Annotated in this window: 9 protein-coding genes and 1 riboswitch; of the genes, 4 read left to right on the plus strand and 5 right to left on the minus strand. The window is 72.8% G+C overall.

Annotated elements, in window-relative coordinates; all coding sequences use genetic code 11:
• Window positions 1–46: 46 nt before the first annotated feature.
• On the minus strand, window positions 47–325 hold the full coding sequence (locus tag ACFVGO_RS29540; RefSeq protein ID WP_359905845.1) for a ubiquitin-like small modifier protein 1: 279 nt from the start codon (window positions 323–325) through the stop codon (window positions 47–49).
• A gap of 35 nt (window positions 326–360) precedes the next feature.
• The gene (gene thrC, locus ACFVGO_RS29545) at window positions 361–1668 is read right to left on the minus strand and encodes a threonine synthase (protein WP_380635059.1); all 1308 of its coding nucleotides are present in this window, start codon (window positions 1666–1668) and stop codon (window positions 361–363) included.
• 16 nt (window positions 1669–1684) lie between these two features.
• Window positions 1685–1821, minus strand: a riboswitch (SAM riboswitch).
• A 111-nt stretch (window positions 1822–1932) separates the two neighbouring features.
• Between thrC and ACFVGO_RS29550 the strand changes: the two genes are divergently transcribed.
• Window positions 1933–2970 carry a glucosyl-3-phosphoglycerate synthase gene (locus ACFVGO_RS29550; protein WP_359905851.1) on the plus strand — a complete coding sequence of 346 codons (1038 nt, stop codon included), beginning with the start codon at window positions 1933–1935 and terminating at the stop codon, window positions 2968–2970.
• A gap of 38 nt (window positions 2971–3008) precedes the next feature.
• Window positions 3009–4475, plus strand: a complete 1467-nt coding sequence (locus tag ACFVGO_RS29555) for a trehalose-6-phosphate synthase (RefSeq protein WP_359905854.1) — start codon at window positions 3009–3011, stop codon at window positions 4473–4475.
• On the opposite strand, the gene otsB is transcribed toward ACFVGO_RS29555, so the two are convergent.
• Window positions 4462–5301, minus strand: a complete 840-nt coding sequence (gene otsB, locus ACFVGO_RS29560) for a trehalose-phosphatase (protein WP_359905857.1) — start codon at window positions 5299–5301, stop codon at window positions 4462–4464. The two genes, ACFVGO_RS29555 and otsB, sit on opposite strands and share 14 nt — an antisense overlap.
• 73 nt (window positions 5302–5374) lie before the next feature.
• Window positions 5375–5620, minus strand: a complete 246-nt coding sequence (locus ACFVGO_RS29565) for a DUF3263 domain-containing protein (protein WP_380349064.1) — start codon at window positions 5618–5620, stop codon at window positions 5375–5377.
• A 93-nt stretch (window positions 5621–5713) separates the two neighbouring features.
• On the opposite strand from ACFVGO_RS29565, the gene ACFVGO_RS29570 reads away from it, so the two are divergent.
• The gene (locus ACFVGO_RS29570; RefSeq protein ID WP_359905862.1) at window positions 5714–6064 is read left to right on the plus strand and encodes a cupin domain-containing protein; all 351 of its coding nucleotides are present in this window, start codon (window positions 5714–5716) and stop codon (window positions 6062–6064) included.
• 55 nt (window positions 6065–6119) lie between these two features.
• Here the strand turns inward: ACFVGO_RS29570 and ACFVGO_RS29575 are convergent, their stop codons facing one another.
• Window positions 6120–7400, minus strand: a complete 1281-nt coding sequence (locus ACFVGO_RS29575) for an extracellular solute-binding protein (protein WP_359905865.1) — start codon at window positions 7398–7400, stop codon at window positions 6120–6122.
• A gap of 337 nt (window positions 7401–7737) precedes the next feature.
• Here ACFVGO_RS29575 and ACFVGO_RS29580 point away from each other — a divergent pair, with 337 nt between their 5' ends.
• Window positions 7738–8685: an ROK family protein gene (locus ACFVGO_RS29580; protein WP_359905868.1), complete on the plus strand. Its 948-nt coding sequence runs from the start codon at window positions 7738–7740 to the stop codon at window positions 8683–8685.
• Window positions 8686–8848 lie beyond the last annotated feature (163 nt).

The raw sequence follows: 8848 nt of genomic DNA on the forward strand, positions 1-8848 counted from the left end.
AACGGAATTCCGTACGCGCGGGCGACCGCGGGTTGGTCGCGAAGGCTCAGCAGCCGCCGGCCACCGCCGGGATGATCGAGATGCCGGCGCCGTCCTCGATCTCGGTCGCCAGGCCCTCGGCGAAACGCACGTCGTCGTCGTTCACGTAGACGTTCACGAAGCGGCGCAGCTTGCCGGTGTCGTCCAGGATGCGGGCCGAGATGCCCGGGTGGTTCTTCTCCAGGTCGGCGACGACCTCGGCCAGGGTGGCACCCTCGGCGGTCACCACGGCGGCACCGTCGGTGTAGGTGCGGAGGATGGTGGGAATGCGGACGTTGGCGCTCATGACTCTCCTTGCGGGGGCGGGGCCGATCGGGTGGTTCAGGCGGACGCGAGGCCGGCGGCGCGGAACGAGTCCAGCGTCGGGCGGATGACGGCGGTCATCCCGGCGTCGGAGACGGCGTCCAGGGTCTTCAGGCCGTCGCCGGTGTTGATCGCGACGGTCTCCTTGGCCGGATCCAGCTGCCCGGTCTCGACCAGCTTCTTCAGCACGCCGACGGTCACCCCGCCCGCGGTCTCGGCGAAGATGCCCTCGGTCCGCGCCAGCAGCCGGATCGCCGCCACGACCTCGGCGTCCGTGACGTCCTCCACCGCGCCACCGGTGCGGCGGGCGATGTCCAGCACGTACGGGCCGTCGGCCGGGTTGCCGATCGCCAGCGACTTGGCGATGGTGTCCGGCTTGACCGGCTTGATCACGTCCCGGCCGGCCTTGAACGCGGCCGACACCGGCGAGCAGCCCTCGGCCTGGGCACCGAAGATCCGGTACGGCCGGTCCTCGACCAGGCCGAGCCTGATCAGCTCCTGGAGGCCCTTGTCGATCTTCGTCAGCTGCGAGCCCGAGGCGATCGGGATCACGATCTGCTCCGGCAGCCGCCAACCGAGCTGCTCGCAGATCTCGTACGCCAGCGTCTTGGAACCCTCGCCGTAGTACGGCCGCAGGTTCACGTTGACGAAGCCCCAGCCCTCGCCGGCCGAATCGCCGATCAGCTCCGAGCAGAAGCGGTTCACGTCGTCGTAGTTGCCCTCGATGCCGACCAGCTCGCCGCCGTACACCCCGGCCATGACGACCTTGCCCTGCTCCAGGTCGTGCGGGATGAACACGCAGGACCTGAACCCGGCCCGGGCCGCCGCCGCCCCCACCGCGCCGGCCAGGTTGCCGGTGGAGGAGCAGGACAGCGTGGTGTACCCGAACGCCCGGGCCGCCTCGATCGCGCAGGCGACCACCCGGTCCTTGAACGAGTGCGTCGGGTTCCCGGAGTCGTCCTTGACGTGCAGCTGGGCGGTGAAACCGAGCTCCCGGCCCAGGTTGTCCGCCTTCACCAGCGGGGTCCACCCCGGGTTCAGATTGGGCTTCGACGCCACGTCGGCCGGAACCGGCAGCAGCGGCGCGTACCGCCAGATGGACGCCGGACCGGCCTCGATCCGCTTGCGCAGCTCCTCGGCGCCCTCGCTGCCGAACTCGTAGGCGATCTCCAGCGGGCCGAAGCACTCCAGGCAGGCGAAGCTGGGGCCGAGCGGGAAGCGGGTGCCGCACTCGCGACAGGACAGCGCGGCGGCGGGGCCGAGGTCGACGGGTAGGGGTCCCCCCGGCCGAAGGCTGGGGGAGGGTGCGGCGGTGTCGATAGCCATGATGGCGAGGCCTCTCTCCTCATCTTCCCCGTGGCACGGTCGCGCCACAGGCCGGAATTGGCACCTGTCCCGCCGGGGCCTGTCGACAGACAGCCGCGCGGGAAGGTTGCCGGGACGTCAACGGGCCGTTCCCTCAGTCCCTCTGGATGAGCTTGTGAAATTGTGGTGATGCTCAACGGCGACCCCGGCGTGCAAAGGTCCGACCGCTGTACGAAGACTGTATCCGAAGGCGTCAATCCTGAACGGGTCCGTCCGCCACGCGAGATGACCCGTCCCACCGACCCCGCCGAGGAGACCTCCGTGCCCGCCGAACCGATTCCCGAGCTCCTCCCGCAGGCGGCGTCCTGGCTGCGCCGCCGCTCCTGGAGCGCGGCCGACCGGCCGGTCCGCACCCTCCTCGCCGCCAAGGAACGCACCGGCCGCACCGTCAGCGTGGTCCTCCCCGCCCTGGACGAGGAGGCCACCGTCGGCGACATCGTCCGCACCATCCGCCGCGAGCTGATGGAACGCCTCCCGCTCGTCGACGAACTCGTCGTCGTCGACTCGGGCTCCACCGACGCCACCGCCGCCGTCGCCGCCGAGGCCGGCGCCCGGGTCGAGCACCGCGACGCCGTCCTGCCCCGGCTGCCCGCCGTCCCCGGCAAGGGCGAGGTGCTCTGGCGCTCGCTGCTGGTCACCCGCGGCGACATCGTCTGCTTCGTCGACGCCGACCTGCGCGAATTCGACCCGTCCCTCGTCTCCGGCATCCTCGGCCCGCTGCTGACCGACGAGTCCATCCAGCTGGTCAAGGCCATGTACGACCGCCCGCTGGAATCCGAGGGCGCCGTCCTGCCCGCCGGCGGCGGCCGGGTCACCGAACTCGTCGCCCGGCCCCTGCTCAACCTCCACTGGCCGGAACTCGCCGGTTTCGTCCAGCCCCTCGGCGGCGAGTACGCGGCCCGCCGCTCACTGCTCGAACGGCTGCCCTTCCCCACCGGCTACGGCGTCGAACTCGGCCTGCTGGTCGACGCCCTGGAACTGGCCGGCCTGGACGCCCTGGCCCAGGTGGACGTCGGCGTCCGGCACCACCGCCACCAGGACGGCCAGGCCCTCGGCCGGATGGCCGCCACCATCTACCGGACCGCCCTGGAACGCCTCGACCGCACCCACCGCCTCAAGGCCTCCGCCGACCTCGTCCACCCCCAGCTCACCCAGTTCACCCGCGACCCGGAAACCCGCGCCTTCACCGCCCACACCCACCCGGTGACCGCCCTGGAACGCCCCCCGATGCACACCGTCCCCGAATACGCGACCCGTCATTGAGGGGTTTGCCGCCCCGAACCCCCGGCAACATCCCAACCATGGGCGATCTCACGACCAACCGTTCGAGCGCGACCGGCACCGCCCCCGTCCTGGTTGCCTCCAACCGGGGACCGGTGTCCTTCAGCACCGCCGACGACGGCACGCTGACCCTGCGCCGCGGCGGCGGCGGACTGGTCTCCGGCCTCTCCGCCATCGCGGACCCGAACGCCGTCTGGGTCTGCGCCGCCCTCAACGACGCCGACCGCAGAGCCGCCGCCGAGGCGCCGCGGGGCCGCCTCGACCTGGCCGGCCACGAGGTCGGCGGCCAGGCCGTACGGATGCTGGACATCGACCCGCAGACCTTCGCCCGCGCCTACAACGGCGTCGCCAACTCCACCCTGTGGTTCGTCCACCACCTGCTCTACGCGACCCCCACGGCACCCGCCTTCGACGCCGGCTTCCGCACCGAGTGGGCCGCCTACCGGGCGTACAACGAGGCCTTCGCCGAGGCCCTGGCCGCCGAGGCCGCCCCGAACGCCGCGGTCCTCGTCCAGGACTACCACCTCTCCCTGGTCCCGGCCCTGCTCCGGGCGGCCCGCCCCGACCTGCGGATCGGCCACTTCTCGCACACCCCCTGGGCCCCGCCCGAGTACTACCGGATGCTGCCCGACGACGTCGCCCGGGCCGTCCTCACCGGCATCCTGGGCGCCGACCGGGCCGGCTTCCTGACCGAACGCTGGGCCCGCGCCTTCGCCGCCTGCTGCGAGGACCTCCTGGACGCGACCGTCGACCACGACGCGCTCACCGTCACCCTCGACGGCCGCACCACGGGCCTCGGCGTCCACGCCCTCGGCGCCGACGCCGGCTTCCTGCGCGAACGCGCCCACCGCCCCGACGTCGACGAACGCCTCGCCGCCCTCCGCCGGACCGTCGGCGACCGCCGCACCATCGTCCGGGTCGACCGCACCGAGCTGAGCAAGAACATCGTCCGCGGCCTCCAGGCCTACCGGCACCTGCTCCGCACCCGCCCCGAGTGGCACGACCGGGTGGTGCACATCGCCTTCGCCTACCCCTCCCGCACCGACCTGGCCGAGTACCGCGACTACACGGCCACCGTCCAGCGCCTCGCCGACGAGATCAACGCCGAATTCGCCACCCCCGCCTGGCAGCCGCTGCTCCTCCACGTCGACGACGACTTCCCGCGCTCGCTCGCCGCCTACCGCCTGGCCGACGTCGCCCTGGTCAACCCCATCCGCGACGGCATGAACCTGGTCGCCAAGGAGGTCCCGGTGGTCTCCGACAACGGCTGCGCCCTCGTCCTCTCCCGCGAGGCCGGCGCCCACGCCGAACTCAAGGACGACGCCCTCACCGTCAACCCCTACGACGTCATCGCCACCGCCGACGCCCTCCACGCCGCTCTCACCATGGACCCGAAGGAGCGCGCCGACCGCACCGGGCGCCTGGCCGCGGCGGCCACCGCGCTCCCCCCGCAGCAGTGGTTCCTGGACCAGCTCAACGCCCTGTGAGCGCCTCCCCGAGAGCCCCCAGCAGCTCCACCACCCCCTCCGGCCCGGCGACCACCAGATCCGCCCGGTCGGCCAGCTCCCGCACCGGCGCGTCCCCCACCGCACCGGCGCACACCAGCACCCCGGCCACGCCCTCGCCCCGCAGCTTCTCCACCGCGGCGAAGGCCGCCACGTCCCCCAGGTCGTCCCCCGCGTAGAGCACCGCACGGGCCCCCCGCTCCCGCAGGAACCCGGTCAGCGCCGCCCCCTTGTCCACCCCCGGCGGCCGCAGCTCCAGCACCAGCCGCCCGGGCTCCACCACCAGCCCGTGCTCGGCCGCCAGGTCCCCCACCGGCGCCCGCAGCAGCTGCAGCGCCTCCTCGGGCGCCGCCGTCCGCCGGGTGTGCACGGCCACCGACCGCCCCTTGTCCTCCACCCACGTCCCCTCGGGCGCCCCGACCCGCTCCAGCACCACCGGCAGCACGTCCCGCACCCGCGCCACCCCCGGATGCGCCTCCGGCGCCGAGAGCTTCCCGTCCTCCCACCGCTCGGCCCCGTAGTGCCCCAGCACCACCACCCCCGGCAGCCCCGCGAACCCCCCGTACTCCACCGCCACCGCGGCCGGCCGGCCCGTCACCACCACCACGGCCCCCACCACCGAGCCCAGCCGCCGGAGAGCTCCCACCACCCCCGGATGCGCCCGCGCCCGCCCCGGATCCGCCACGATCGGCGCCAAGGTCCCGTCGAAGTCCAACCCGATCACGGCGTCCCCGGGCGCCGCCAGGACGGCCCGCACCCCGTCCCGGCCGGCCTCGGTCCCCGGCACGAACATCTCTTCAAAACCCATACCGAAGCCCCTACCCCGGACCGCCCCCTCCGCACCCACCCGGCGCCCGGCCGTCCTCCCTGGAGCCGTCCCGTCACCGGGCCCCCCGCCGGGCCTCCCGAATCCGCCGCAACCGATTCACCAGCACCGGCGCGTGCGCCAACGCCGCCTCCCGGTCCAGCAGAGCGTTCAGCACCTGGTAGTACCGCGTCGAGGAGAGCCCCAGCTCCTCCCGGATCGCCCGCTCCTTGGCCCCCGCCGTACGCCACTGCCGCCCTTCCAGCGCCAGCACCGCCCGCTCCCGCTCACTCAGCCCACCCGGTTCGCCCACCGGAACCACCTCCGTCCACCGCTACGGAGTGTCATTCTCGCGCGCAACCCCGACACACCCTGCTCGCCCCACCGCTCCCCGCGCCCGGCTACCGTCACCCCCATGACCACGCCCAGCTTCGCCCTGCACGTCCCCACCGCCGACCTCGACCCCGACCCGCTGGACCCGTCCCAGGTCGTCTCCGGTTCCCCCGAGGTCACCGGCAAGGTGCTGTCCGAGTCGGCCGACGGCCGCCACCTGCGCGGTCTCTGGCAGATCACCCCCGGTGTGGTCACCGACGTGGAGGCGGACGAGATGTTCGTGGTGCTCAGCGGCCGGGCCACCATCGAGATCGAGGGCGGCCCGACCCTGGAGGTCGGCCCCGGCGACTGCGCGGTCCTGCGCGAGGGCGACCGCACCACCTGGACGGTCCACGAGACCCTCCGCAAGGCCTACGCCATCACGCTCCCCTGAAGCAGCACCCCCAGCGGGGCCGGGGCGGGTCCCGGCCCCGCCCCGGTCCCCGGTCCTACTTGCGGACCTTGGCCGCTTCCTTCACCGCCGCGTCCTGCAGTCCCCCGAGCACCTGCTTGGGATCGCCGGTGACGGCCTGCCCGATCCCCGCCTTGATCCCGTTGCTGACCTCGCCCCAGGCCGGGTCGCCGAACGGGTAGAAGCTCGCGTTGGCCAGCCCGACCGCGAACTGCTTGAGGTCCTCGTGCTTGGGGTCCGACGACATCTGGGCGAAGGCGTCCTGGGTGACCGGCAGGAGGTTGTACTGCTCGTCGAACTTCAGCTGGTTGTCCTTGCCGTAGACGAAGGACAGGAACTTCTTGATCTCGTTCTTGTGCCCGTTCGCCTTGAACGCCATCATCCAGTCGGCGACCCCGAGGCTCCCGGTCCGCCCGACGCCGTCCTTCTTGGGGATCGGCGCCGTCCCGAAGTCGATCTTCCCGGCGGTCGCCATCCGCAGCAGCGTCGGGTGCCCGTTCAGCATCGCGACCTTCCCGGCGGCGAAGTCCTGGAACACCGGGGTGCGGTTCATCCTGCCCGGGTCCGGGTACGTCAGCCCGGTGCTCACCAGGTTGCTCTTCAGCCAGCCGAAGGTCGCCTGGTTCTGGGCGCTGTCGATGGTGTAGTTGCCGACGTCGTCGGAGATGCTGCCGCCGCCGCTCAGCGTCCACAGCATCGATTCGGCCGGCGCCTCCTCCGGCCCCAGCGGCAGCCCGTACGGGGTCACCCCCGGCACCTTGGCCTTGATCTTCTCCGCGTCCTGCCGCAGTTCGTTCCAGGTGGCGGGCGGCTGGGTGATCCCGGCCTGCCGGAACATCGCCTTGTTGTAGAAGAGCACCCGCGACGAGGAGACGAACGGGATGCCGTACTGCGTCCCGAGCACCTGCCCGGCGTGGGCGAAGGTGTCCAGGAACCTGGCCTGGGTGTCCACCGAGAGCACGTCGGAGGCCGGGTAGAGCCGGTCCGCCGCGACCTGGTCCGCGAAGCCGCCGGTCTGGAGCAGGTCCGGCGACTTGCCGGCCGCGATCATGTCCTCGACCTTCTTGCCGATCTCGGTCCAGCTGTCCACCTCGACGCTGACCTTGATCCCGGGGTTCGCGGCCTCGAAGTCCCTGGCGACGGTGTCCCAGTAGTGCTGGGAGCTCGTCTCGGGACTCTCCCCGTAGTCGGCGGCGACCAGCCTGAGGGTGACCGGTCCGTCGTCCTGCCCGCCGCAGGCACTGACCGCGGTGAGAACCAGTGCTCCGGCCAGCGCACCGCCGAGCACACGGGTGGGAACGTGGACGCGCCTGTTCAACGCGGGTACCGCCTTCGGGGGGATGAACGTGGATGTACGTCGACCGGATCGGGGGAAATCCGGCGGGGGGAGGCGCAACACTGCCAAACCCGCCGACCACCGGTCCACACCACCGACCGGGGTCGCCCCGGTAGTTATCGAAGTGCGCGGAGTCATTGCACAATGCGCAACAAAACCCCCGCCCCCACCCCGCACATCCCGTTCGGCACCCGGCCCCGCCCCCGGGCGCAAAGCCCCGCACACCCCCGCAGCTGCGACAAAGCTCACCCAGTATGGACCAGACCAATCCGACAACTGGACTAGACCTCTTCTACCCGCCCAAGGGAAACTGTCCTCCGTGAAGCACGTCATCGCACTCGATGTAGGCGGCACCGGCATGAAGGCCGCGCTGCTCGCCCAGGACGGCTCCGTGCTGTTCGAAGCACGCCGACCGACCGGGCGGGAGCACGGCACGGACGCCGTCGTCGCCGCCATCCTCGACTTCGCCGCCGACCTGGCGGACGAGGGCCGCAGCCGCTTCGGCGTCGCCCCGCTCGCGGCCGGCGTCGCCGTCCCGGGCACGATCGACGAGAAGAACGGCATCGCGGTCTTCTCCGCCAACCTCGGCTGGCGCGACCTCCCGCTGCGCAAGCTCCTCGGCGAGCGCCTGGCCGGACCGGACGGCGGCCCGATGCCGGTGGCCCTCGGCCACGACGTGCGCTCCGGCGGCCTGGCCGAGGGCCGACTCGGAGCCGGCCGCGGCGTCGACCGCTTCCTGTTCATCGCCCTCGGCACCGGCATCGCCGGCGCGATCGGCATCGGCGACCGGATCGAGGCGGGCGCGCACGGCTACGGCGGCGAGATCGGCCACGTCGTGGTCCGCCCGGGCGGACCGCCGTGCGGCTGCGGCGCCCGCGGCTGCCTGGAGACACTGGCCTCCGCCTCCGCCGTCTCCCGCGCCTGGGCCGAGGCCAGCGGCGACCCCGACGCCGACGCGGCATCCTGCGCCGCCGCGGTGGACGCCGGGGACGACCGCGCCCTCGCGGTCTGGCAGCAGGCCGTCGACGCCCTCGCGGACGGCATCGTGCTGGCCCAGAGCCTGCTCGACCCGTCCACGGTGATCGTCGGCGGCGGGCTGGCCGAGGCCGGCGACACGCTCTTCACTCCGCTGCGCGCGGCCGTCACCGAGCGACTGACCTTCCAGATGCCCCCGAAGGTCGTACCCGCCATGCTCAAAGACACCGCCGCGTCCCTGGGCGCGGGCCTGCTCGCCTGGGATCTGCTCACCATGGAGGTGACCGCGTGACCACCGCGGACCGTGACCGCATCACCCTGGCCGGCGCCCGCCTGGTCCTGCCCGGCGGCGTCGTCGAGGGCGACCGCCTCGCCGTCGGGGGCGAGCGCATCGCCGGCCTCGGCGGCGACACCGAACCCGGCGACCTCGACCTGACCGGGTACACCGTCGTCCC

Origin of the sequence: Kitasatospora sp. NPDC057738 (assembly GCF_042798815.1) — a bacterium.
Classification (GTDB): Bacteria; Actinomycetota; Actinomycetes; order Streptomycetales; family Streptomycetaceae; genus Kitasatospora; species Kitasatospora lactacystinica.